This window comes from Cohnella sp. LGH (genome assembly GCF_017671885.1).
GTDB classification, from domain to species: Bacteria; Bacillota; Bacilli; order Paenibacillales; family Paenibacillaceae; genus Cohnella; species Cohnella phaseoli.
In genome coordinates, this window is sequence record NZ_CP072117.1 from 1,282,452 (window position 1) to 1,307,792 (window position 25,341).

The 25,341-nt window shown below is 51.4% G+C and carries 16 protein-coding genes; 2 read left to right on the top strand and 14 right to left on the bottom strand.

Features of this window, described 5'->3' with window-relative positions; translation table 11 throughout:
* Window positions 1-75 precede the first annotated feature (75 nt).
* The 9 genes from J4772_RS05060 to J4772_RS05100 form a co-directional block, all read right to left on the bottom strand.
* Entirely contained in the window at window positions 76-1,683 is a 1,608-nt protein-coding gene (locus J4772_RS05060; RefSeq protein WP_209074390.1) for a helix-turn-helix domain-containing protein, read from the bottom strand.
* A 126-nt stretch (window positions 1,684-1,809) separates the two neighbouring features.
* Window positions 1,810-2,838: an ABC transporter substrate-binding protein gene (locus J4772_RS05065; protein WP_209074391.1), complete on the bottom strand. Its 1,029-nt coding sequence runs from the start codon at window positions 2,836-2,838 to the stop codon at window positions 1,810-1,812.
* Window positions 2,839-2,993: 155 nt separating this feature from the next.
* Window positions 2,994-3,941, bottom strand: a complete 948-nt coding sequence (gene arcC / locus J4772_RS05070; protein WP_209074392.1) for a carbamate kinase — start codon at window positions 3,939-3,941, stop codon at window positions 2,994-2,996.
* 26 nt (window positions 3,942-3,967) lie between these two features.
* A complete protein-coding gene (locus tag J4772_RS05075; protein ID WP_247741023.1) occupies window positions 3,968-5,134 on the bottom strand; it encodes an ankyrin repeat domain-containing protein in 1,167 nt (388 codons plus the stop codon).
* 276 nt (window positions 5,135-5,410) lie between these two features.
* The gene (locus J4772_RS05080) at window positions 5,411-5,860 is read right to left on the bottom strand and encodes a nucleoside deaminase (protein WP_209074393.1); all 450 of its coding nucleotides are present in this window, start codon (window positions 5,858-5,860) and stop codon (window positions 5,411-5,413) included.
* Between the two features lie 19 nt (window positions 5,861-5,879).
* Window positions 5,880-7,421, bottom strand: coding sequence for a xanthine permease (locus tag J4772_RS36900; protein WP_116058591.1), 1,542 nt, complete (start codon window positions 7,419-7,421; stop codon window positions 5,880-5,882).
* 70 nt (window positions 7,422-7,491) lie between these two features.
* The gene (locus tag J4772_RS05090; protein ID WP_209074394.1) at window positions 7,492-8,919 is read right to left on the bottom strand and encodes a YlbE family protein; all 1,428 of its coding nucleotides are present in this window, start codon (window positions 8,917-8,919) and stop codon (window positions 7,492-7,494) included.
* A gap of 3 nt (window positions 8,920-8,922) precedes the next feature.
* Window positions 8,923-10,470 (bottom strand): acyl-CoA synthetase FdrA, encoded by a 1,548-nt coding sequence (gene fdrA / locus J4772_RS05095; protein WP_209074395.1) that lies wholly within the window; start codon window positions 10,468-10,470, stop codon window positions 8,923-8,925.
* Entirely contained in the window at window positions 10,467-11,456 is a 990-nt protein-coding gene (locus tag J4772_RS05100) for an oxamate carbamoyltransferase subunit AllH family protein (RefSeq protein ID WP_247741024.1), read from the bottom strand. The genes fdrA and J4772_RS05100 overlap by 4 nt, the downstream gene beginning before the upstream one ends.
* A 133-nt stretch (window positions 11,457-11,589) precedes the next feature.
* Here J4772_RS05100 and J4772_RS05105 point away from each other — a divergent pair, with 133 nt between their 5' ends.
* Complete coding sequence (locus J4772_RS05105; protein ID WP_209074396.1) at window positions 11,590-13,317, top strand: PucR family transcriptional regulator; 1,728 nt, start codon at window positions 11,590-11,592, stop codon at window positions 13,315-13,317.
* On the top strand, window positions 13,314-14,183 hold the full coding sequence (locus J4772_RS05110) for an alpha/beta hydrolase (protein ID WP_209074397.1): 870 nt from the start codon (window positions 13,314-13,316) through the stop codon (window positions 14,181-14,183). Before J4772_RS05105 ends, J4772_RS05110 begins: the two co-directional genes overlap by 4 nt.
* A gap of 204 nt (window positions 14,184-14,387) precedes the next feature.
* Here J4772_RS05110 and J4772_RS05115 read toward each other — a convergent pair whose 3' ends face one another.
* The 5 genes from J4772_RS05115 to J4772_RS05135 form a co-directional block, all read right to left on the bottom strand.
* Window positions 14,388-16,073: a hypothetical protein gene (locus tag J4772_RS05115; protein WP_209074398.1), complete on the bottom strand. Its 1,686-nt coding sequence runs from the start codon at window positions 16,071-16,073 to the stop codon at window positions 14,388-14,390.
* Complete coding sequence (locus tag J4772_RS05120; RefSeq protein ID WP_209074399.1) at window positions 16,070-17,191, bottom strand: glycoside hydrolase family 88/105 protein; 1,122 nt, start codon at window positions 17,189-17,191, stop codon at window positions 16,070-16,072. The genes J4772_RS05115 and J4772_RS05120 overlap by 4 nt, the downstream gene beginning before the upstream one ends.
* Before the next feature lie 6 nt (window positions 17,192-17,197).
* A complete protein-coding gene (locus tag J4772_RS05125) occupies window positions 17,198-18,253 on the bottom strand; it encodes a TolB family protein (RefSeq protein ID WP_209074400.1) in 1,056 nt (351 codons plus the stop codon).
* A gap of 110 nt (window positions 18,254-18,363) precedes the next feature.
* Window positions 18,364-22,965, bottom strand: a complete 4,602-nt coding sequence (locus J4772_RS05130) for a sugar-binding protein (protein WP_209074401.1) — start codon at window positions 22,963-22,965, stop codon at window positions 18,364-18,366.
* Between the two features lie 44 nt (window positions 22,966-23,009).
* A complete protein-coding gene (locus J4772_RS05135; RefSeq protein WP_181917403.1) occupies window positions 23,010-25,337 on the bottom strand; it encodes a helix-turn-helix domain-containing protein in 2,328 nt (775 codons plus the stop codon).
* Window positions 25,338-25,341 lie beyond the last annotated feature (4 nt).

Genomic DNA, 25,341 nt, shown 5'->3' on the forward strand with positions numbered 1-25,341 from the left:
CCTCATTTTTAGTTATCGATAAGATTATCGATAATTTTATCGATAGAAAAAGTGTAGCATGCGGCCCAATGGCCGTCAATGCTGCACTTTGTTTGCTGCTCCTATCCTAAATACACGAAGAACATCTTCGATCTTGCGATGATGGGACATGACGCCGTAATTCATCCAGGCGAAGAAATCCATTTCGTGCACATGGCCGTTGCGAACTGCGGGCAGGGCTTTCCACTCCGGAGAATCGAGCAGTTCCCGACCTTCGCCCTCCCTCTTATCGAAAGTAATGAACAGATGGTCGGCGTCCAGTCGCGTTAGCGTCTGCGGATCGATCGCCACCCGTCTTTCTTGCGGCATCAGACTGCCGATCAGCTCGGGTTCGCGCAAGCCCAAATCCCCGTAGAGCACCGGTCCCGTATACCCAAGCTGTCTGCCGCCGTACAGGTAGACCGCAAGATCGGAAATACGCAGCATGGCGACGGAGGGCATTGTTCCGCCCAGCGCGTCCAGCAGCGATTGCCTTGCTTCTCCCGCCTTGTTCTCGTACTGCTTGATCGCCTCCGCCGCCCGGTCTTGAATCCCGAATACGGCCGCGATCGCATGCAGCGTCGCCCGCCAGTCCTCGCCGGTTGACGGCAGCCTGAACACGGAAGCGATTTCCCGGCACCTTTCCAAACTCCAGCGGCGATAGCCTGCGTCCAGAATGATCAGCTCCGGTCGGTAATCCGCAAGCTCGTCCCAGTCCCCGGTGGACAATTCGAATTCGGGCACGTCGTGCAGTCCGAGGTACTCCTGCCTGCCCCAGATCCGATCGTAAAATTGCACGATCGGCTTCATCTCCAGCGCCACAAGAAAATCCTCCAAGAACGGCGCGAACGCTCGGTTCGGATCGCGGCGCTGGCGTCTGAACTGTCCCGGAGTGACGCCGACCTCCTGCTTAAAGCGCCGATTGAAATAGTACTCGTCGTTATAACCGACTGTATTCGCAATCTCGACCAGCTTGTCCTGCGATAGCAGCAACAGCTGCTGAGCCTTCTCAATCCGCAGCCCGTTGAGAAATTCCAGCGGAAGCTGGTTTGTCAGCTCCTTGAACAGCTGCGTATATTTTGCGCGCGTCATGCCCGCCGCCGACGCCAATTGATCCACCGTATACGGATGAGCGTAATTGGTCTGCATCTCCTCCGCGGTGTGCAGCACCTCCCGCCTTGCTCTGGCTTCATAAGTAGCGGATCGGTTCTGCTTGCCGAGCAGAACCAGCAATTCCCCGAACCGAACCTGGTTCTCGAACGCTTCCAGCTCGTCTTCGGTCTCCCTTTGCCTGTAGAGAGCGTCAAGCAGCAGCAAAACCTGAGAAAACGGCGTGCAGACCAGCGCTCCCGGCGGAAGCTGGAGTCCGTCGGCGCTCCCCCCTTCATCCTCCCGCTCGAACCTAAGCAAATAAAAGCTCAATCCGCCGTCGGCAGCTTCGAATCGAAGCGCTTTGCCGCGTTCGAGCAGTTGAACGCTACCCTGTCTCAGCTCATAGCCTTCGCCATCAACGATCAGCCGTCCTTTTCCCGCCGTGACTGCAACGAGCGCGAAACGCGCATCCAAATAAGCCGCGCGCTCCGTGAACGCCTCTTCTCTTACAAAAGCGACGGATAGGAGCTCATGCCGCGCCGCGGGTCGAAGTCGTACCGTTTCATCCAGCATAATTCCTTCCCCTTTTTCCCGAACGCCGATAATGAGAATGATTTTCAACCCTGTTGCTATCAGTGTATAAGAAAAAGAAAAGCTCTTCAATGATCGCCATTGAAAAGCTTCTCCCGAATCGCTTCCTTATTTCGCCATCGCCCCGAGCAGATCGTCCAGCTTCATCCCATTGGCCGTAATCGCGCCGCTTTGCCAGTGGCTCCGCTCGAATTTGTAGATGTTGCCCTTCTGGACCGCCGGAACCGTTTGCCACAGCGGGCTGTCCAGCAGCTTAAAATCCTCCTGATATTCCGGAGTATCCCAGCTTCCGTTGGAAGGAATGAAGACGATATGATCCGCGCCCAGCTCCGGAATCACCTCTTCGGAGAGGATGCTCTGATATTCCGTCATATCCTTGGCCATCTGAATCGGCTCAAGCCCGAATTCCGAGTAGATGACGCCGGTGTAGCGATTTTTTACTCCGAACAGGGCAAGCGTCTTTTCCCCTACGTTGACGCGAATGAAGGCGACTTTCTCCTTGCCGACCGACGCCTGCAGCTTAGCCTTCCCGTCCGCAACCTTGCTTTCATAGTCGGCAATGACTTCTTCCGCCTTGTCCGGAAAATTCAGTACGTCCGCCACGGCCCGCAACATCTCGGCTGAACTTTGCAGCACGTCTTCGGTCAACCGATAAGTCGGAGCAACTTTGGAGTATACGTCGTACTTCTCCTTATCCACCCCTCCGTCAACGATAATCAGATCGGGATTGTACGAGACGAGCGCCTCGATGCTTCCCGTCGTATCGAACAGCGGCACGTCCAGGTTCAAATAATCCTGTTTGCCCCACAGCGGATGGTACCACTGCGCGACCGGCGTTACGCCAAGCGCCTTCAAGTAATCTTCGACGTACACTCCGACGACGCGCTGAGGATGAGCCGGAATTTCGACATCGCCGAATTCGTCCTTGACGATTCTCGTTTCTGCGCTCCCTTGCGTTTCCTGCGAAGGCTCGGACGAAGCAGAAGCAGAAGCGGAAGCCGTGGCGGGCGACGCAGTTGCTGATGCAGACGGCGAAGACGAACCCTCCGAGTTCGACTTGCCGCCGCACGCAGCGAGTACTCCAATCATCAGAATAGCGAGGACGAGCGCCGCCGCTTTGTTTGTTTTTGCCAACATGATGAATCCCCTCTCCGTAGCCTCACTGTAATTGATATTCATTCTCAATTACCACAGGGACAATATTACGGAAAGGAAGCCGAACTCTCAATGAACTTTCTCCGCGGAATTTTTGCACAAAACGTCAAAGCCAACTGCATCCCCAATAGCGTTTATTACGCAATGATATGAGTGCCCGCCTCCTCATTAATCGCATCTTTTAGGCTTTCAGGGTTTGTAATAATGACTCTTGAACCATTGTGTTCCAAGAAGCTTAAGCTGGCTTCAATCTTGGGCAGCATACTTCCCGGCGGGAAGTGACCTTCTGCAACATATTGTTTTGTTTCTTCTACTGTTATTTTTTCCAGTGCTTTTTGATTGGGTTTACCATAGTTGATAAAAACTCTTGGAACCCCAGTCGTAATAATTAAGGCATCTGCTTTAATTTGCTCAGCCAAGAGACTGGTGGCGAAGTCTTTGTCAATAACAGCATCAATACCTTTGTAGGTGTTATCCGATTTGATAACCGGGATTCCACCGCCGCCAACCGCAATAACGACAAACCCTGAATCTATTAGTGTTTTAATGGCATCCTTTTCAACAATGTCAATGGGTCTTGGCGATGGCACAACTCTTCTGTACCCACGGCCGGAATCCTCAATGAAAATCCAGTCCGGATGTTCTTTTTTCATTTCTTCCGCTTGCTCCAAAGTAAAAAATGATCCCACCGGTTTGGATGGATTTTTAAAATTAGGATCATCCTTGCTTACTTCAACCTGTGTAATGACAGTCGCCACTTTTTTGTTAATGCCTCTTTTGGCGAACTCATTCGTTAAAGCCTGTTGAATAAGATAACCAATCCCTCCCTGCGTATCCGCACCGCAATTTACGAGAGGAACTTCCGGCATTCCCGCTACTTCATTGGCAATTTCAGCTCTTCTAAGCTCAAAGCCGACTTGCGGTCCGTTACCATGGGTAACGACAACATTATAGCCTTGCTCCACCATGCCTGCGATATTTACAGCTGTTTCGACGACAGCCTCATATTGATCTTGAATCGAGTCGCGTCCATTATCACGAACTAAAGAGTTGCCACCAATGGCAACAATGACCACTTTTTCCATTTTTAAATCCTCCTAGTGGTATGCATCTATTCTTTTGCTAGTAATTCCAACGATTTTTGCTTATGCGTATGATACAAGGGATTGGTTGGATCATTATTAATGGCATTTTCGATGGCTTCAATCGCTTCTTCATGTCTTCCTAGGGATCTTAAGCTATTGGCTTTATGAAAAGAGAAATCATAGCGATTCGGCTGCATGGCTAATAGTTGATCCATCGCCGCAACTGCATCTTCATGTCGGCCAAGCTCTCTTAAATAGTTTGATTTATGGTACAGATAAAACGTTTCATTAGGAGCTAAGGAGACAGCTTTATCGTATTCCGCCAATGCTTCCTCCGGCTTTTTCATTAACCGCAAGCAATTAGCTGTATAGAAATAGAAATCCAAGTCATTTGGATGAATAGCCAATGCCTTTTGATACTGTTCCAGCGCTTCTTCAAATCTCTTTAACTCTTGTAGGAAATAGCCTTTATAGTAGATTAGATCAAGGTTTTCCCCATCGCTTTCCAATGCTATATCGATTAATTTGATAGCTTCTTCATATTGATCCGCGCGAGCTAACGCTTTTGCTTGCCTGATCGTTTCATTGCTTTCAACAAATTCCTTCTTTAAAATTCCCACGACCTTAGCTTGCTTTAGTTCAATTGCATGCTGCAGCGAAGATTTCCCGTCCCGGTCGGGCAAATTTACATCCGCTCCTGCTTCAACAAGTAATTGAATTACGTCGGAATACAAGCGCCCGCCATTTCCTAAAATAACGGACTCTAAGAGTGCAGACCAACCTAAATCATTGGCATGGTTCACTGGAATTCCGGCATCTAAACATCTTTGGACCGTTTTTAAGTAGCCTTTTTCACTGGAAGGTAGTAAAGCCGTTCCGCCGAATCGATTGACACTCTTTAAATCGGCCCCGTAATTCAACATTAAGCTTAATATTTCGTGAAAGCCGTTTGCACCCGAACAAATAAAGGGTGTCAACAAAGTGATATCTCTTGCGTTCACATCGCTTCCGGCCTCTAACAGTACCTGAGTAACCTCGATTTGATTCCTTTGGGTTGCGGCCATGAGTGCCGTGCGACCATTCGCATCCTTATATTCAACATTCGCGCCTTCTACCAATAGTCGACGGACTGCCTCTCTATTCCCTTGTTCACTCGCCTCAATCAGATCTTGATTTAAGTTATTCGTCATCATAATCGTTGACACCTCATTTCCCGTTAAAAAATACGGGTGCTGTCTCATAATGCCATCCAAGTTGCTCTGCAAAATAATCGATGAGAAGAGTACAAGGTGTATGTACCTCCCTCCGATGCTATACGCCCCTGAAATCTGAATAGGCAAACCCGTTACAAGGTCATTTCAGGAGCGTATGAGGCAGTCTCCGGGAGGTACATACACCTTACTTTGTCTATCGATCATCTCAAACAACCGCTTATAAGACAGCCCCGAATGGTAAATCGCTATCTAACGTTATTTATTTAATTTGTGGAAAAACTCAAACAAATGGTCGCAATCTTCTCGCGGTGCTACTTTCACCATGTTAAGAACAGTTGTGTCCTCCCCGGTTAAATACTTACGCAGATGCATGTCGGAGAAGCCATGCTGATGAGCATCCTCTCTCGTATTACAGTAATAGACTTCTTTAATGCCTGACCAAATGATCGCGGACACACACATTGGACAAGGCTCGCAAGTCGCGTAGATGACACAATCGGATAAATCCATCGTTCCAAGCTTTTTACAAGCTTCGCGAATGGCGACCATTTCAGCATGGGCAGACGGATCCGTATCCCTCATCATTGTATTGCTTACGACTGCGATAATTTCATTCCCGCGTACGATTGTTGCACCGAAGGGTCCGCCTACTTTATTGGCCATCCCCACAGTCGTTGCTTCCGCAGCTAATTTCATATAATCCATATCCAAATTCCTCCATTCGTTATTCCGTAACAGGACCAATATTTTCTTTCTTATTGACATAAAGTTTATACACCAAGAACGCGGCCATTAGTAAATAACCAATAACGAAAGGCATAGCGATCTCTTGTGCAATTCCAAGAGTATTTGTATGAATGGCGCCAACAAAAGTTAGTAGAGCTCCCAGCAATGCAGCTATGATGCCTCCAATAGGCGTGTTGCGAATCGTAAATACGGCTATACAGCCCCAAAGTACACTCGTAATAGGAGCCCCATTACCTAAAGCAACCAATCCGTCATAGAACAGTCCGGCATTATGCAGGGCAGCCGAAGAAACTTCGCCGGCAGCCTCCCCTACCGACACACCCGCAGCCGAAAGCGCATTATTCACAGCAACTAGCGCCCAATTCGCAACCCAGGGGAAGAAAGCGACAAAGATGGCCGGAGCTTCAAATTTCGGACTTTCTTTAACGACTTGATGACCTGTTACAACCGCAATAAACACGAGCATCGGAACAATAGCGGCAATAGGAACAACAGCGAGTAACAGACCCATTAGACTGAAAATCGATAAAAAGAATATGGCGGCAGAGCTAGCAATGGAATAGCCTAAGCCAGCGCCTACTTCTTTCCACCCTGCATGTCCTACATATACGGTTACTGGGAACGGATTACCGCAAAGTCCGCCTACTGCCGTAGAGAAACCGTTTGCAAGCATAACGTCTCTCGTATTGTATTCATCCCCAACAACTGCAGCTGCTTCAACGTTTTCGAGATTAAAGATGAAGTTGGATAGCCCTAGAGGAATAGCCGTTAATAAATAAGGCAATGCAGCGTTAATATGGTCGAACAGCCCATTCAAATGCAACATAGGAGGATTAAAGCCAAATGATTTTAGCGCTTCTGTCACATCAGAAGGGTTTTGATATCCAGCGATCCAAGCAATTGCCGTTCCAACTACGATCAATAATAGACCCGTAGGTATTTTCTTCAATATAGGATGTTTACTTAACCAGTTCATGAAAATGATGATTAAGGCAACAAAGGCCACTACAGGCATTTCAAAGGATTGCAGCATGGGGTTCATGCCTAGGAAAACAAATGCCAAGCCTGCCAAGGCTGCTAACAATACCGTTCTTGGAACAATCCGTCTAATCGTTTCGCCGATGAATGCGCCTAAAAATAGAATCGACGCCTCAATAAAGCCCCAAAGCACAGCGACGGAAGTTGTGAAAACAGGATCCTGCGTTTGATGATACAGAGGAAGCATAATCACAAATACGATAAGAAAAATACCAGGCGAACTCGAACCCGAAGGTAATGCGGTAATATCTTTTCGACCTGTTTTCTTAGCTAATTTATAGGCAAAATAGGCAAAAATAATACCGGATATCAATACCGCTAATCCAAAGCCGGGAACGATTCGTTTAAAAACAAACTCTGTCGGCATGCCCACTACGCCAATTAATAAGGAGATCATAACCAAAAAGTCTGTCAGAACGTTAACGAATAAGCCGAAGGAAGCCGCGATGTCTCCCTTTTTCCATAGAGCTACTTTTCCCATATAAAATTCTCCTTAGAATGGATTATTTTTTGCTTAATTTTTTGGGAAATTTAGAGGACACAGACACGCCCTAATTCATGTTTTTGCTTAAAGCAAGTAACGCCTTTTCAAACGCTTCAACCGGCGGATACGTAATACCGGCGCCAATCATTCCGATCCCTGGATCCTTGTGCGCGATGGCCGTGTTAATAATTGGCTTGATGCCTGTTTGCATGACCTTTCGTACATCGATCCCTGTCGGAACGCCCATGAAGTTTAATAACGGAATCGTTACGTTTGGATTTTCAGTTGTCGTAATTTCTTTCATTTGCGTGGAGAAGCCGATCGCTTCATCTACCGTACCCCCCACAAGCGCGACAATCGCAGGGGCGGCAGCCATAGCAAATCCACCTATCCCATAGGTTTCAGTGATGGCGCTATCTCCGATATCTAATCCCGAGTCCTCCGGCTTATAGCCTGCAAACATAGGTCCGACAACCTTCTGCGCCGGGCCGGTAAACCAAGTGTTGCCTGCCATGCCGCTTACGCGAATACCAAATTCCACACCGTTGCGCGCCATTGTTGTTACAACTGTACTATTCTCAATGCCATGAGCAGCATCCATCGCACATTTGGCCAACGCCATCCAAGTAGGACCCGAGAAATAGTCGCTGCTTGCTACGAATTCAAATACTTCGCGCTTTTGTTCTGTCGTATAGTCCGTTTGTAAAATATAAGGAGTTAAAGCTTGGATTAATAATGTTGTGCCTGCAACGTTACGGTTATGACACTCATCTCCCATATGAAGAGCTTGAGCAAGCATCAGCCGTAGATCAATTCCGGTTGGATGGAGTTGCATGGCCTCTCTTAAAATGGGCCCAAGTACATCGCGCATCCAAATCAAACGATTGACGACACTTTCATCATTAGCGCCCATACGCAAAATCTTGGATAACTGCTCACTTAAGTTTGTATAAGCGATATTTCCATAAGTCTTGTTTTCGACGATGTGCATATACATCGAAGCTGAAGTTACACCGGCCATCGAACCGACACAGTTATGCTCGTGACAAGGTGCGAACGTAATTTCTCCCGATGCCGCAACCTTGAACGCGTCCTCGATGTCTTTAGCCAATCCTTCAAAAACGAGCGCCCCTGTAACTGCCCCCTTCATTGGACCGCTCATATTTTCAAATGCGATGGGAGGACCTGCATGAAGAATGGTTGTTTTGGTCATGCCTGGAACACAGTTAATCGCTTTATCAAATCCAATTAACACGGGTTGAGAATTAACAATTCTCTCAACGGCAAGCTTATTCGCTTCTTCAATTTTTTCAGCGAGGGCAGGTTTTTCAAGCTTATCCAAAGCGGCAATGATTTCCGGCTTCCCGCCGCCTGGCGGCTTCCATTCCAGATGGGTTGCATGGGCATTTTGTTTTAGAATATCCTCTTTGAAAAATTCGATTCCGACGTTGATCACATGAATGTTAGATTTAAAGAGTTCGTTAATTTTACTCACAGTCTATTCCCCCTTCACAACGAATTCACGAGCTAACAATCCGGCGTTTTGACTGCTTGAGGCATGCGTGGCCCCCGAAGCGACTAACTTGTCAATTTGCTCTTGGTAGTTTTGCGGGTCCAGCTCCGTTCCAAGAATGTATCCGAGTATTTCCAAATGTCTTCCTTCTTGTTCCGCTTGTTGCTTGGCTTCGATGATATGCGGGAGCATCACGCCAACCGGATCTTCGTGTGAGCCAAAGCCTAAAACGAAATCCATCACGATAACCCCTACAGACGGATCCTTCGCTTCTTGCTTAAATCTTGCTATGCGAGTAGAAGGATCGATCATGGGATGGGGTTTGCCTTGGGTAAATTCATCATCGCCAAAATCAATGAATGTATGCTCCTGGCTGACATTAATATCCTTCAACAGATAATCCGGGTTCTTCTGAATGTTGCTATAGACATTATCGAATTTTTCCATCGCCGTATACATGGCCTCGTCACATAAAGTTCCGCCACAGAATAATCCGCGAATGTATTTTTGATCGGAGGTTAGTTTTGCACGAACTTCATTCACTAACGGAATGTTCAGTGCTTTTTTATTGATCTTGCTTTCATCGGCGCCTGTTAATAGCACAGCCTTAAGCGCAGCCTCTTTGGACATTTTGGCAAAATGTCCGCCCGCTTTCGTGACCTTCTCTTCGTTGCCGCCAATAAACCATACGACAACCGGCTTGGTGCACTGTTTAATTTGTTCGCAAATCTTATCTTCTACACTTGGTGCCGGCGGCTTAGATACCAGAACGATGACATTAGTTGCTTCGTCAGCTTCTAGAGCTCTTATGCCATCAAGCATCATCATTCCGCCAACTTTTTCGCTTAAGTCGCGGCCGCCCGTGCCGATCAGTTGCGAAATTCCGCCGCCAAATTCATGAATCCGGACGCTCATCTCCTGGCTGCCTGTTCCAGATGCACCCACAACCCCAATGCTTCCTTTTCTAACCGCATTGGCAAATGCTAAACCGACATTGTTGATGATCGCGGTTCCGCAGTCTGGCCCCATCATAAGAAGACCTTTTTCATGAGCAAGCTTCTTAAGCTCGATTTCGTCTTCAAGGCTGACATTGTCGCTAAAAAGCATAACGTGAAGGTCGTTTTCAAGCGCCTTTTTTGCTTCCCTTGCCGCATAAGCGCCGTTTACTGAAATCACCGCAAAATTGGCTTCAGGAATAGCGCTTGCAGCGGACGAGATCGTTGAATATTTCACTTCGCCTTTACCAACAGCTGCCGAATTTTTCTTCATTAATAATTCATTAATTCCAACAAAAGCGTTTTCGCATAATTCATCGGATTCAGCCTTTACAACAATCATCAGATCGCTTGTTTTCGCTTCTTCAACCTCTGAGGTCATTAACCCGACGTTACGGATCACCTCTTTGTTCATTTCCGTTCCCATCGCAATGATGGCTTGTTCAACGCCTTCAATTTGGTTGGCCTTGGTGGATAAGGACATTAACGAAACGGAATCAAAAAATGTGTTTGGTTTAATTAATACTTGAATAGTCATACTTGACCTCCTACCTTCCTATTGGCTTCTAATCCGCGGTAAATACCTAATGCGATATCCGTTCCGGAAGTAGAACCGATCGTTAATACTTTATTTAAGGAGAGAGTAAACTCCTCATCGTTACCTGTGAAAATGGATTTGACCAAATGAATAATTGATTCTCTGACCTGGCCTCGCGATGCTTTCTTTAGAGCCATAAAGCTAATCTCATTGGTTAAAGTTTTAGCTTCCTGAACCACTAGATGGGCCAACATTCGATATCTAAATAACTGACTATTGGGAATATTCAGAACAGTAAATAACCCGACTAGAAAATCATCTCCTGAAGGCGTTAGACCAGGGCCAAGACCGATTAATCTGCTCGCGCTCGTCAAAGCCTCGGGCATATCTTTTCTCAAAATGTGAGCCAGAAGGGTTAGCGTTCTTTCTTCTATCATTTTTGACATCTCGGCATCAAAAGGGCTTTGAGGCTCAAGTGCCTTCTTAATCCCCCCGCCCTTCCCATGAAGGTCAATATACCCCTTCATTTTGGACATATTTCTATGCAACGCCTCAAGGCTGGAAGGATATTCAGGTAATTTACTTTCCCACAAGCTTGCCTTGTCAATCGATATGACCAGTTGATTGCCGATATATAGCTTTTGATTTTCAGCATAGATCGGGACATTTACGGCTAATTCGATATCGTCAAGTCTTTCCTTGTCTATCACAAGCGTATTTGGGCCATTGTCTATTTGGTCGCATGCAAGGGTATAAAGCTCATCATCTTCAAGGCAATGAATATTGATCGTTCGAGTAAAGGTGCTGTGTATATATCCCTTAAAGCTTGAAGCTTTAATCCGCTCGATAAATCCAACATCGCCCGAACGTGCATTCCTCACGAGTGTCATTTTCTTAAATGATCGACCTCCAATGTTTAAAGTTTCCCTTGTTAATGTTGTACATTTCGGAATAAATTCTTTAAGTGGATAGTTGACCAATTGCAATTTGCTTTACACTAGTCATTTTAGTCTCGATGCAGGAATAAATCATTGTTTAACAATACCAAAAAGCTTCGCTCTCATTTGTGCAACTTGTACAATGATATGTGATATAATTTTGACAAGGGAGTGAGGACAAATGCTTACCATTAGAGATTTGTTTGAAATCAAAGCTATTGATGGCCTTAAAATCGTCGCGGGCGAGAAGGGGATTAATAACGAGATTTCCATTGTGAACATCATCGAAAACCCTGAAGCATTTGACTGGCTCTCACCGAATGAATTGCTTTTATCGACAGGCTATATATTTAAAGATAACGAACAATTGCAAAATCGCATTATTAAAGAATTATCCGAAATTAATTGTGCTGGGTTAGTCATTAAAATGAAACGCTACTTCGATAAGATTCCGCAAAATATGATTGATGAGGCGAACAGGTTAGGACTCCCTCTCCTTGAGTTGCCCTTTGAATATACGCTTTCTAGAGTGATTTCGATCATTAATGAGAAAGCCTCCGGAAGATACGACTTATTAAATCGAAAAGCGCTGGACATGCACAATCTTTTTTTTAGAATAACCCTTGAAGGCGGAGGAATTGAAAGAATTTCTTCCCTGTTGTCTGCAACCATTGGGAATCCCATTGTTTTGGTCGATCGGGATTGGAAGCTGCTGCACTTCACGGAGCACCAGGATAATAAGGTTCCATTAGCTTATTGCATCGATATCGTGAAAAATCGGTCGGTATTTAATAAGTCATTTCTGAATTCAATTCCGAACGATATTAGCGAGATGAAAAAATCGATAAAACGTATTTATCACATAGAGGGCATGGAAATTAAGTGCCGCATTCTTCCTGTTGCGGTTGCTAACCAGATCTATGGCTATATCGTCGTTTGGCAAACGGTACGGGAGCTCACAGAATTTGATTATATTATTTTAGAAAAGGCGTCTACCATCATGGCGCTGGAAAGAATTAAAGCAAAGGAAATCGAGGAAGTAAAGTTAAAAATCAGGCAGGACTTCTTCGATGATTTATTAACAGGAAAAATCACTTCAAGCGAATCCATTCAGACTCTCAGTGAATTACATGGATTAAATTATCAATACAAGTATCTTTGTATGGTCGTTAATATTGAGTCGCAGGAGCCTAGCGTCAGCCAGGATTTCATTGCCAGAAAAGTGCATTTAGAGAATAAAGCAAGGAAATGTGTGGAGTTAGTCTATGAACATTCCAAATTTATAACGGGAGAGATTACTTGTTTTCACCGAAATAATCGCATCATTATTTTAATCGGTCAAAATGAAAGCAGACCCTCTATTTCCGTTCAGGAAGCGAAAAAATACGGAAATGACATATTCGAAATCCTTAATAAATATGCCCAGCAAACAACGTTCTTAATCGGAATTGGCAGTCAATACGATACCCTTCATTTGCTTCACAAAAGCTTCTCAGAAGCGAATGAATCCATCCGACTTATGCAAAAGTTTGATGAAAAAGGCGGCGTCTCCCATTTTGAAGATCATTCGGTTTATCATCTCTTAGATTCCAATATTAAAGGTATTGAGTTGGAAGCGTTTTTCATTAAAAGCCTTGGCGCAATTTATGAACATGACCGACTACACGAGACAAGCTATATCGTCACTTTAGAGAACTTTTTTCACAATAATCTCAACATAAGCGAAACGGCAAAAGCGATGTTTTTGCATCGAAATACGTTGATCTACCGGATTGAAAAGATTAAAGAGATCCTGAACAGCGATTTGAAAAACTCGGATGAACTTTTGCAAATTCAATTGGCTCTAAAAATCTTTAGACTGTTGAATAAAAATCAGGGTACGCCCCTGACCCAGGAAGGATTTGTATGAAGAAACAAACGATTATATATAAGGATCACCCTCGTTTTAAACTGAAAGCGGACTTTTATGGAGTAAACATAGATCGTGCTCCTTGTGTGGTCTATATTCATGGCGGGGGCTTAATTTGGGGTTCTAGAGAAGATCTAAGCGAGGCATTCATCAAGCTTTTTATGGACAATGGTTTTGCGATTTGGTCTATCGATTACAGGCTAGCCCCTGAATCAAAGCTTAAGGACATACTTGAGGACGTTCAAGATGCTCTTGGCTGGTTAAAGACGGAGGGTGCGCGTCAATTCTCTATTGATCCCAAGCGGATTGCCGTGCTCGGCGGCTCTGCCGGCGGTTTTCTTGCGCTAAATACGGGATTGTTTGCAGAGAAACCCCGTGCCATTGTTTCTTTTTATGGATATGGGGATATTAGTACAAAATGGGCTGCCGAGCCGAGCGCCTTTTACCGTCAAAACGATTTAATACCGCGTGAACTTGCTTTAAAGCTTTTATCGAATGAAATCATTTCAGAAGGTCCGATTGAGACGCGTTATCTTTATTATTTATATGCCAGACAACATGGAGTTTGGGTTCAAGAGATTACCGGTCTTGATCCCGCCTTTAAGCAAGCAGAGCTTTTACAGCTATGCCCTATTCATCAAGTGAATCCGGACTATCCGCCCACTTTATTTTTACACGGTACGATGGATACGGATGTTCCTTATGAACAATCTGTATTTATGAGAGCTGCCCTCCTTAAAAAGGACGTGTCCGCCAGATTGATTACGATACCTGACGGCGAGCATGTCTTTGATAAAAATTTCAATGATCCGATTGTTCAAGAGGCGCTCGGTCAGGTTATTGCATTTCTTGAAAAACACCTATAATTTGAACGAATGAAGGGGAAGCCCATTGCATTTCAAAAGGGATGGTTTTGCCGACTTCAGACAGGTTGTTTTGGGCTGCTAGGATCGATAAGACCTTCAGCGGTAAGCAGCCCAAAGCCATAAGGCGCGGGCAAAACCATTCCCTTTCTCCATTCCATTGGGTTATCTCTTCGACGTATCTTTGGTTCTTGACAGGCCGCCGGTTTAACGCTCCACTGGACGCAGCGGAAGCGTCACAGCCAATTCGCGGCCGCCGCGCCGAACGCGGGCCTCGAGCCGGTCGGCGCTGGCCGCGATCTGCGGCGCCTCGGCACTGTCCTCGCCGTCCACGGAGAGCGCGAACAGAAACGCCGCTCGATCCAACGCGCGCAGATCGATTCGTTTCGGCTGGCCGGCATAGATCGGAAGATCGACGAACAGCCTGCCGTCCTCCTCGTCGGACTCTATGCTCCACTCACGGGGCAGCCCTTCGCCGAAAACCGCGTGCCCGCAAACCAGCCGCAGCGTCAGCCCGCCGATTCGCACCGTCGCCCGATCGCCCTGCACATCGGCTTCAACTCCATCCAGGCAACCGCCTAGCTCCAGCCGCAGTCTGAAGTCGGAAGCTTCGATAACACCTTCCGTCCAATCCAGATTGGGGTGAGTATCGCCGCCGTTCGTAAGGAAGCTTACGCCGAACAGCACTTCGCCGGCCTCCTGGACCGAGTGGATCACGGCGGAGCAGAAATCGTATCCGTCGTGCAGACAGCGAAAATGAGCGTAAGTCGGTTCGCCTCCATTGTCTGCATACAGCAGCAGCGCCCGCCGCTGGTTCCACAGAATTTCCCGACTGAAGCTGCCCAGCGCGTACGTCTCCGTCATGTAGGTGACCGCCCACTTGTCTGGCTCTCCGTCGCTCGCCGGCTCATAGCATTCGCGAATGTTCCGGATCTCCGCCGTCAGAAACTGCTCTCTGAAACGTTCCGGGCAGCTGAAGCCGACTCTATACCATCCTTCGTCGTAAGGCAGCTCCTCCCAAGAGAAAAAGCTCAGGGCGCCTTCCGTTGCAAGCTGCAGGAACGCCTTGTGTTCGTCGCTCAGCATCGTTCGATAGCTGCGGCTATGCGGCCCCGCCCAATTTCTTGTCGATGCATGGAAGTGCTGGGCCACGCTGCCCCACGCCATATCGATCAACTCGTTCGCCAGCCTTTTCGCCTCGGGATTGCGCGTCGACGTAGACAGCTTGCTAAGCTCCAGCAGGGCGACATACGTGTATGTCGGACTATTATACTCCTGGAAGGTTTGCCGATCCCGCGTAAAAGCTACGATCCGCTCCAGCCGCTGCATCCCGTAGCTGCCGTAGTCCTCCCGCTCGTACAGCTCTCCGGCAATCAAAGTGACGAGCGTTCCCATAATGGCGATATTCGTATATTCGGGCCCGACATTGCGCCGGATGATGGCGTCGCAGGCGTTCCCGATCGTCTCTCTTACCTTTTCCCGCAACGACTCCGGGAACCGATGGCCGTGGCGCAGAACGGAGAGCACAAGCACTTTTCCGCAGAAATCGGCCCAGTTCCAGTCCGGCGGAGACATTTGCTCCAGCGACTCCTCGTAAAACCAGGACCAAATGCCGAACGTCGCGCTGGACGGGTCTTTGTCCTGCATCGACGCGAGCTGCCCGATAATATCGAACGCGCGCTGCGCGTAACGCTCCTCCTCCGTATCCAGCAAGCCGAGGGCGTATACGAGCGATTTGTAGGTCGAGTGGATCGAATCGGCTTGCTTGATCGTCGTATGGTAGCCCGGACTGCTAAATGGAGAACGAAGCATTCGGACCTCCGGATTATAGCTCGTTTCCTTCGCCTCAATAGCTCTCAGCAGCATTCCGCGTTGGTCGATTGTCGATGTCATTTTCTAAACTCCCTCCCGGCCGAAGCCGCTTCGGACAGCAGCATCAGCGTCAGTCCTTGTCCGTATAATGTAGGATACCGGGGAATTTCATTGTAGGCCTCGACGGAAGGCATGACCGGCGTTCCCCCGGATACGCCTTTCACTTCGCCCTCCGGCGTAATCAGCGGCAGCAGGCCCGCGATCGCAAGCTCGGCGGATTGCAGATAATCCTCCGGCAGCAGCCCGGTCCGAACCGCCTTGAGGAAGCCGCAAGCAATGCCCGCGCTGCCCGAAGCTTCTTTATAGAAATCCGGCCGGTCCATGACCGTATGCCACAGTCCGTCTGCGGCTTGCAGCTTGCGGAGCCCTTCCGTCATGCGGACGTAGCGCTCGCCAAGCTCGGCCGGCATCGGGACCAGCTTCCTCAATTCTGCAACGATCTCGGGAACGGCGCACGTTATCCAGGCGTTGGCCCGACACCAGCGAGCGGCCGACAGATGTCCCGACGCCTCGCAGTCCCAGCCGTGAAACAGCACGCCCGTCCGCTCGTCCTGCAGCAGCCGCAAATGCAGCACCGTCTGACGCATCGCCTCTTCCGCCGCCGCCTTGTCTCCCGTCAAGGCGGCATAACGGGCCAGGAACAGCACCGCCATGAACACGGTATCCGCCCATACTTGCTCGGGGAAGCTTTCCGGCTCCGTCACCGTATGCTCGAATGCCCCTTCCCTTGTTCGCGGCGCTTCCTCAAGCATCCATGACGCGATCCGTCCGGCTTGCTTCAGCAGCTCTTCCTGTCCCGTCCTGCGGTACAATTCCGGGAACGCGGCGAACGGAGCCATCGCATTCACTGTACCGGCCGCAGCCATCCGCTCGCGATTCCGGTCCACCCATTGCCGCACGTATTCGATGGCGGATTCCTGCTCCAACGCGGCGCCATATTCCGCAATCGCGATAATACCGACGCCGGGCACCCAGTCCCATTGTTCGATATCCATTCCCCAGTCCCGCGACTTACTGTCCGTCATATATCGATAAACCCGCCGCGCCAGCTCCTTCAAGCCGTCTCGATCGGCGAACGTCCCGGACAACGGTTTGTTGGTTATGTCTTCGGCTGCGCTTCCATCATGATTGCTATGCATGAGACCTCAATCCCCTCTCTTGATGACGCCGATCCACAAATTCCGCTCCTCGTCCGCCAACGTAAAGCTGATGCTGCGGCTGTCCGGACTGAACGACGGATGGGGATGGCCCGGGTGCTGCGCCCACATCGGCTGCTCGCACAGCAGACGCGACGAACGGTCCCGCAGATCGATCAGCACGATTTTGCTCGTCTCCCAATCCTCGATCGTATCCGCGACCGCCCAGTTCCCGTCGGGACTTAGCGCCACATGCCAGTAGGCGTAGTCGCCGTTGATGAATTCCGCTTCCCCCGTCCGTTTGTGAACGCGGTAAATGCCGGTCGGCTTCAGCGGGCTTTGCGGATATTTGACAAAATAAAGATGCTCCCCGTCGGGCGCCCACATCTCGTGTCCCACGTATTCCACATGCTCGCCTGTGTCGAGCCGAGCCTGACGGTAGCCGTTGCGCATTTCGCCCGTATCCGCATCCGCCATATAGATACGGTCCGGGATATGCTCGGTTTTGCCTTCATGGGCGAAGAACAGCAGCCGCCCATCCTCCGGATTGACCATCGCATGATTGGCAATCGGATACGGCTCGGCAAACGACGGACGCACCGCTTCGGTCACGCTCCCCGTTGCCGTATCGACCGTCCCGACGATCCACTCGTCGTCCGCGCGCCAATAGATCCCCATCGTCCTTCCGTCGTTCGTAATCGAGAGCGGACCGTAGACGGACGCACCCGACTCCAAGCTGCAGACGGTCCGGCTTGCCCCCGTTCGCAGATCATATTCATAGATTTCCGGTCCGTCGAAATAATAGAAACGATCCTGGGCCGATACGAGCCCCCGTCCCCACTCCATTCGGTCCACGATAATCTCGAAGGTCCCGTCAGTCGCGTTCGCTTTTACGCAAGTGCCTTTTTTCTCCTCGTCGATCCCCGTATACAGCACGAGATGCCGGCTATCGGACAACCAAGTCATCGCCGTAAAATAGTTATGGCCCGTGTTCGTTCCGCCCGCGCCCAAGGCACGAATCACAACGCCCGTGAGCGGGTCCTTGAATTCCCTTATCGTTAGCACCGCAACCCTGTCCCTTCACCCGGAAAATAAAATCGCCTCCTCGCCTCGCGATCATCCGGCATCCGCAGGAGGTAAACCAGCGGACCCGGATGACAGCGCGCGAACGCGGCTTATCTGACTACTCTGAAGCTGCCTTTCAATTCAACGTTCAACTTCTGAAATACGGGAGTCTGAACCGTATCCTTGCCTTTCCAGACAAGCAGCGAGACATAAGCTTTCCCACGGCTGCCCTCCTGGACCGTGATGCGGACTGTGTAGCTCGTTCCACCCGACGTTGTCGTGCCCTGCCAGTAGGCGCTGCCTTGCTTCGTAATCGTCCAATCGGTTTTCTTCAACGTCCAGTCCTTGCCCTTCGGCGTCGCTTGAATCCGCGCACCGTTCGAGCCGACGTTCAGATGAATCTTCTTCGCTTTGTCTCCCCAGAACGAAGAGCTCCCGTTCAGCTCGAAATGTCCGTTCAGTCTAAGCGAGCCCGCTCTGGGATCGTATACGGCAAGATGGGCGGAAGCCGCAGCTTCCTCGTAATATCCGTTGGCCGCAAGTTTCGCCGTCACTTCGTAAAGTCCTGCCGGAAGCTTGACGGTTGCCGACGCCTTCCCGTTCGCGCCCGTCATGACGACGATCGGCCCGTCCTGAGGCCGATACGGCTTCGACGTTCCGTCCGGCTGAATGGCCGACAGCTCGAATGCAATCGGCAAGCCTGCCAACGTGCCTTTTCCGCCGCTCTCCTTCCGCGTCGCCTGTACCGACAGCGAAGCGTTCTTGTTCGCTTGCGCCTTGATCGTTCCCGTATACCGGACGACCGCTTCTGCCTTCGTCACGGTTAATGCGCCGATTCCCTCGCTCCCGCGAAGGAAGCTCGCGCTGCTCCCGGCATAGAGAGCTTTCACCTCCAACGTCCGGCTGTCTTCCCCGGGGTCAACGCCAATCTCGACGGCGTACCGCAGCGATGCTCTGCCCTGCGCATCCGTCTTCGCTTCGCCCGCCTGAACGCCGTTCACAGTAAACCCGACGCTCGCCCCGGCAAGCGGCTGTCCGCCGGAATCCCGCAGCACGGCCTTGAGCAGCGCTACTCCGCCATATCGCGCAGCCGCGCTGACCGTTTCGACGCTAGTGCCGTGCACGAGCGTGAACGACACGCTGCGTTCGATCGGCACACCGTTCGCGCTCTCGGCGCGTACCGCCAGCGTATGCTCTCCCTTCGTTGTCACGGCCGTTCCCTCCGGCCATGTTTCCCCGTCCAACGTCATGCTTGCAATGCGCCAACCGCCCGATTCGTCCTCAAGACGAACGACCGGCGTCACGGAATCCAGATAGCTCTCTCCGTCGGCGACGCCTTCGATATAAAGCTCCGGTTCTCCCGGCGGAACGATCCACTGCATCGACCTGAACAAACTAGGCCGCTTCTCGGAGCCGATGCCGGAAGCCCATTCGATCCATCCCCTTCTTCCGCTGCCGTCGTTGTCGTTCACGAGCAACGAGAAACTCATCGCCTCTCCCCTGCCCGCTTTCACCGGAGCAAGCTCCGTCCACGGAAGCGCAAGCTTATAGACCGTCGTCTTCTCCGCCTCCGCTCTCGACACGACCGCTTGGGCATTGTTTACCGCGCCGACTGCGTTGCCTCCGGCAGCGCTCCAGCGATACACCTGCGCCCCGTCCGGCGTAGCGGAGATGCCGTATTCGTACCAGCTCGGGTTCTCTCCGGGAATGCCGTCTGAGAAAGCGAACTGGATACTGTCGTTGTTCCAGATGTCCGCCCCCTTCGCCGCCGAGGAGTGAACGTCGTCTTTGATTTTAGCCGTTACGTACAGATGATCCCGATCGTAGTGCAGCCAGACCCGGCCGCTCAAATCGTCGGCTCCCCGGTAATTGGTCACCTTGACGGTCCCTTTCGCCAAGTCGATTGTCGGCGACATCGCCTCCAATTCCGGCTCGATCTGTCCGTTCACGGCAACGGAATAAGGAACGATCGGTATAAAGCTCAGCTTGCCCGAGTATTCGAACGTATCCAAGCCGACGAACGGGACGCGCACAGAAGCCGCGTACTCCGTTCCTTCCGTCAACGTTCCGGGCAGCGGAATCTCAATCGTCCTCTCGCCCAGTGGCGGGACGGAGACCGGCTCCGAATACGTTCCGGACTGGCTTCCGATCGCCCATTGAATCGGCCCGGCTTCAAGCGTTCGCGCGGAATTGTAATTTTCGATGCGAATTCCGAGCGACTTGGCGTATGCTGCGCCGTCGGACTCCAGAAGCGGTCGGATCGTAACCGCTTTGGCGGCCGAGGCGACAACATCGAGACGCAGCTTGCCGACTTTCCGGCCGCCTTCCCGCACTTCGATAAGCACCGGTCTCGCGCCCTCCCCGGACGTCTCGGCAAGCAGGATCAGTTCAGACGTCGCTCCCGGACTTGCGGCCAGCGAATGCTGTTGTCCGTCTACCTCCAACGCCAGCGACAGAGCGGCGGACGTATCGTTGCGCAGCTTGACCTTGACGGATGCCGGCTCTCCGGCCACGGCCGATTCCCCTTCCAGTTCGAAGGCGTCGTCTGCGGCGATGCCGACGATCTCGCCCTTCACGTATTGCGGTTCCCCCGTCAAGGAAAGATACACCTTGCCGTTCAACGGTTCGTACGTCTCCGAGCGTCCCGTCAAATCGGTCACCGTAATCGGCGCATCGGTCCGAACCGCAACAATCGTATTCGCCAGCGCCCAGAGCACGCGTGTCGGCTCGCCGTTGTTCCGGAACAGATAGCTGCGGATGTCCGGACCGTAATCCTCCCGCTGCTCGAACTCCGCTCCCGTCAGCTCGCGCGTCATCGCCGCATAAGCCGCGTAGGCCGGTTTGGGCGTGTAAGCGCCGAGGGGGTCGTCCTTGAAGCGGATCAACCCGAAATTATGTTCGTTGTAATCCGTCTGCAGCCCGTCGTTCATCAGGTTGTACCAAACCATTTTCTCCACGCCGTTGGCCAGCGCGACCGTATAGGCGCGCACCAAATAATCGGCCTGCGTTTTCTCGTCCGTGCCTGTCGCGGATTGATGGGTCGGCCACCCGATTTCGGTAATCCAGATCGGTTTGAGCTCGCCGCCGTTGTACGAGCGAATAAGCGTCTTAAGCGCATCCAGCTCCTCTTCCATGCCTTCCGGGGCTCTCGCTTCCACCGGCGTTCGGCCGTAACGGTAAGGATGCACCGAGACGACGTCGAGGTAGTTCAATCCGCCAAGCTGGAATACCGACTCCATCCAGCTCATAGGGATGCCGGCGGTCACCATTCCGCTGACCGTAAACTCGGGATGGTTCGCCTTGACCGTCTCGTACGTCTTTTTCAACAGCTCGTAATAGTAGGAAGGCTGCGAGTTGGCCGGACTGTTGCCGCGTTGACCGAAGCCGCCGTTAAACTCGTTGTACACTTCCACGGCGTTTAACCGATCCTTGTACCGCGTCACATAGTCGTTGACGTAATTGGCGAATCCTTCCCGCCCCTCGTTCGTATAAGGAGTCGCGTTGTTGTCGTACAACGGATTGTTATACCCGGCAACGAACATCCCCTTAAGGCCCTCCGCCTCCAGACGCTGCATGAAGCTTTCCGGTTGAGGCGTATACGTATAGACGCCCTTCGTCTTTTCGATCGTCCATTCCATGCCGCCGCGCGCGGATTGAGCGCCCATAAGGCGAATTAATCGCGGCAGATCCTCGCTCCAGCCGAGCGATGTACGATGAAGATGGGCGGCAATGCTGAAGGGAGAATCGTCGACCTGGCTCCAATCGTAATCCGTCAGCACGGCGAAGGGCGTCCGCAGAGTCGCCGGGTCGCTGCCCGGACGCTGTACGGTCACGTGCAGAACGTAGTAGCCCGGCTCCGCGCCATTCAATTGAACCGTGCCCTCCCCTCCCGGGGACTGCCCGACGCCCTCGTCGACCGCCCGACCATAGAGGTCGTACACGCTCCATTGGAATTGCGGATATTTCGTCGCGATGCGGAACGACGCCGGCTCATTGTCCAGAAATACGTTGCCAAGCGCGTTCTGCCTGATTTTCAGCTCCGGCAGCCAATCCCCAAGCTGCGCTTCGACCTGGTCCACGTCTATGCTCCCTAGCTTCGCGGCGCCGGGAATGCTGGCCCTGTCGAACAAAATCGCGACGCTTCTGGCCGGCTCGTGCCATACCCCGTCGTTGGCGCCGCCCCAATACAGGCTCGCCGTCAGCGCGGGAACGACGACCTCCTGCCAGCCTGCCGTCTCCTGCAGCGTAATGCGCTGCTGGAACGTCTGGCCGGTCGAATCCGTGCTGCGGATGGCCAGCGATCTGACGTCCGACGTTCTGATCCGGAAGGAGAGGGCGCGCACGTCGATTTCGTCCAGATTTTTGCGCATGGCCACGAACGCCGGCTTATCGGCGGTCGTGTTGCGGAAATCTCCGCTTAGTCGGCCGACGAAGCTGCCCTCGTAAGCGTCCCCCGTCTCCTTGAACTCAAGGCTGCCGACAACCGACGGCTGATCGCCGAAAGAGTAATCCCATTTGTCCTCGGGGGTTTCAAAATTGCCCAGCGAGTACCCGTAAACCGCACTAGCGACTGAAGGCTCCGCCGCAAACTCTTCTACGTAATCTTCCGCTCCCTGCTCCTCCGCAGCGATTTTTCCCGGATTGTATAAAATGAATAAATTGGATAATAAAGCGATTACAAGAAACACAGATAACCTCTTCTGAACGGACATGAATATCCCTCCAATTTCATAATTGAAATCGGGGGGCGGCAGACCTACTGCTGCGGTCTGAACCGCTCCCGGTATTCTGTGGGCGTAAAGCCGGTCATCTTCTTGAAAATTCGCACAAAGCTGTTCACGTTGGAGTAGCCGACCTGCTCCGCGATGTCGCGGATTTTGTCCTCCGTGCCGGCAAGCCGCTGCTTCGCGTGGTTCATCCGGATTTCCATCAGGCAGTCGATGAAATTGCATTCCTTCTGTTCCTTGAACAGCTTGCTCAGATGGGAGACGCTAATATGAAATTCGCTGGCTAACAGGTTGAGGGACAGATCGCTGCGCATGTAATTGTCCTGAATGTACAGCATCGCCCTGTCGATGACGTCGTTGCGCTCCCTGCTGCTGCGTTTATCCTTGATTCGCTCGATGAAGCTGTCCAGCGCTCCGACCGTGAATTGCTCCAACTGCTCCAATTGCTCGTACTGGTTCAGCATTTCGACCAAATACTGTTCGGGAAAAACGCCCTCCGCCTCGACCCCGATTTCCGCTGCGGCGGTGGCGGTCTTCATCAGACACTGCACGACAAGCTGCATGATCATCTCCGTCGGAACGCCGTTGTCGGCGATCGAGTCGAACCATCTGCGCACCTGCGTCTGCATTTTATCGGCGTCAGGCAGCTTCACGGAGGCGACGATACCGTCGATCATGGCGAACAGCCTGTAAAATTGCGGAGACGGATCGGTTGAAATATCCTCCCGGGTAATGATAGAGTTGCCGCCCATGACCAGCTTATAGCGCAGCGCCTCCTGCGCCTGCCTGTAGGAGACATGGATGGCGTCCAGGCTTTCCGTCGGGTCTCCGATCCCGATGGTGATCGTGCGGCCCAAATATTCTTGAACAAATTTTTTCAACAAATCCGCCACCGCGACCGCCCTCATGAAATGCCGTTCGCCGTCGTCCCCGTCGGCGAAGATCATCACGACCGCGCACTTGCCGTTATCCAGCTCGGCCGCGATGCCCCGGCTCTCGGCGTTCATCAATTCCTCAGCCACGTTGCATAAGGCGTAGGCGTACAGCTTTAAATCCCGCGGAGAGGCGATCTGGTCCCGATTGTCGAATTCGATGCTCATGGCCACGTAACGGTCGCCGTCCAGCCTGACGTTCAACATGTCCATATAAGGCTGCAGCACCGCAGGGTTGATCCGCCGTTCGGACAGCAACTCGCTCATCAACCGCCACTTGATCAACGGCTTGCTCTCGACGACCTGCTTGTGAAGCAGCTCTCTGTCCTCCAGAATATCCTGTACCGTCGACTCGAAATAATGGAATTCGTCGTTGTATTTGCGAACACCGTGCTTGGGCGACGCGGTCAGATGCTTCCTCATCGAATGCACGAAACGGTTAACCGGCTTAAACGTCCAACGACCGATCACGGCTGCGGCAACGGTCGCCACGACGAACAGCACCGCCGCGAGCACGGCTACCGCATTGCGAAACAGCGTAAGCTGCCGCGTAAACTGCGCTTCGGGCACGACGCGAACGATATGCCAGCCGGTATAATCGTCTCGGACGTGGAAGACGGAGGAGGCTGTCTGCTCCACCTCGGCCACGAAATGGCCGCTTTCCTCCCCGCTTTCCAGAATACGGCCGATATAGGGAAATTCGCTGATGTCCTTCCCCGGCTTGCTCTTATCGGCATGCAGCACGACAATGCCTTCGTCGTCGACGACGAACGTCTGCCCCCCGTCGTTCTCCGCGGTGCTGCGTATGAGAGCGAATAGCGCGTCTTCCTTGATATTGACGGCGATCGCTCCCTTGCGCGCACCAGGCGAATGGATGAGCGGATACGTGCGGACGAGCGTAACGACATTCCGATAGATCGGATACGAGGAACGGTTCAGCATCACCTTGCGAGTCGAGATCCATTCCGCGAATCCTTCGAATTGCTGGAAGCCGGATATCCATTGGAATTCGCCCGACAAGTCCTGCTCGGTCAAAATGTTGCCCGAGACGAGCCGCTGCTTGTCGTAGGAGTAAACATCGATCGAAAATACGTTGTCCATGCTCTGGATCGCGTTCGAGATCTGTTTGGAGATGCGGAACGCGTTGTTACGGGCCTCCTGCTCGGTAAGCTCGTAATCGTAAAAACGCACGATCTCGTCGCCGTTCAGCAGTTGAATGGCCGACTTGTCAATATGCTTCAGTGCGAGCTTCAACTTATGATCCAGTTGCCCCAGCAGCTCCATGTTGGTATTCACCAGTTGACGCTTCAATTGCTTGTTGAAAACCGAATAGGTGAAAAAAAACGAGGAAGAGACGAGAAGGAACAGGACGATCGATAAAATGCCGATCGCTTTCACAAGCCTCCGATTTTTCGCCAGGTTCATGCCT